Here is a 1,737-nt window from a genome sequence, read left to right on the forward strand (position 1 = left end):
TCGGTTGCTGTTTGTTGTTTGAGATTTGCATAGTGGACGCGAGCATCTTTGTGGCCAAGTTTTTTAGGGCACACGGTGGATGCCTTGGCATCAGGAGCCGATGAAGGACGTGGGAGGCTGCGTTAAGCCTCGGGGAGTCGCCAACCAGACGTTGATCCGGGGATGTCCGAATGGGGAAACCCAGCACCAGTCATGTGGTGTTGCCTCCGCCTGAATGTATAGGGCGGTTGGTGGTAACGCGGGGAAGTGAAACATCTCAGTACCCGTAGGAAGAGAAAACAACAGTGATTCCGTGAGTAGTGGTGAGCGAAAGCGGATGAGGCTAAACCGGGCGTGTGTGATAGCCGGCAGGCGTTGCATGTCCGGGGTCGTGGGACCCTCTGGTGGTTTCTGCCGAAGCCACAAGAAGTGATAAACCTTTGAGGTAGTCGAAAGCTCTGGGAAGGGCTGCCGTAGACCGTGAGAGCCGGGTAGGCGAAATCTTGAAGGCTTCTTGAGGGGATCCCAAGTAGCACGGGGCCCGAGAAATCCTGTGTGAATCTGCCAGGACCACCTGGTAAGCCTAAATACTCCCTGATGACCGATAGTGCACGAGTACCGTGAGGGAAAGGTGAAAAGTGCCCCGGTGAGGGGTCGTGAAATAGTACCTGAAACCGTGTGCCTACAAGCCGTAGGAGCGTACAGGAGCTTGTCTTCTGTGTGATGTGACTGCGTGCCTTTTGAAGAATGAGCCTGCGAGTTATGGTGTGTGGCGAGGTTAACCCGTGTGGGGGAGCCGTAGCGAAAGCGAGTCTGAATAGGGCGTTTGAGTCGCATGCTGTAGACCCGAAGCGGAGTGATCTACGCATGGGCAGGTTGAAGCTCAGGTAAGACTGGGTGGAGGACCGAACCCACCAGGGTTGAAAACCTGGGGGATGACCTGTGTGTAGGGGTGAAAGGCCAATCAAACTCCGTGATAGCTGGTTCTCCCCGAAATGCATTTAGGTGCAGCGTCGCGTGTTTCTTGCCGGAGGTAGAGCTACTGGATGGCCGATGGGCCCGACAAGGTTACTGACGTCAGCCAAACTCCGAATGCCGGTAAGTGAGAGCGTGGCAGTGAGACTGCGGGCGATAAGGTTCGTAGTCGAGAGGGAAACAGCCCAGATCACCGACTAAGGCCCCTAAGCGTGTGCTAAGTGGGAAAGGATGTGGAGTCGCAGAGACAACCAGGAGGTTGGCTTAGAAGCAGCCACCCTTGAAAGAGTGCGTAATAGCTCACTGGTCAAGTGATTCTGCGCCGACAATGTAGCGGGGCTCAAGCACACCGCCGAAGTCGTGGCATTCAGTCTTTCGGGGCTGGATGGGTAGGGGAGCGTCGTGCAGCCGGCGAAGCAGCAGAGTGATCTAGTTGTGGAGGCTGTGCGAGTGAGAATGCAGGCATGAGTAGCGAATCGAGGGTGAGAAACCCTCGCGCCGGATGACCAAGGGTTCCTGGGGCAGGCTAATCCGCCCAGGGTAAGTCGGGACCTAAGGCGAGGCCGACAGGCGTAGTCGATGGACAACGGGTTGATATTCCCGTACCCGCTTCAACGCGCCCATATCGAACCTCGTGATGCTAAGAGTCCTTAACTCGCCTAAAGCCTTCGGGCTTGGGGTCAGAGTGAACGCTCGATCCGATCGGGTAGTAGGTAAGCGATGGGGTGACGCAGGAAGGTAGTCCAGCCCAGGCGATGGTAGTCCTGGGGTAAGCATGTAGGG

Annotated in this window: 1 rRNA gene; it reads left to right on the forward strand. The window is 56.4% G+C overall.

Features of this window, described 5'->3' with window-relative positions:
• Positions 1–52 precede the first annotated feature (52 nt).
• A 23S ribosomal RNA gene (locus ACWCSD_RS49955) occupies positions 53–1,737 on the forward strand; the annotation flags it as partial.

It is taken from the genome of Nonomuraea sp. NPDC001684, assembly GCF_053596515.1.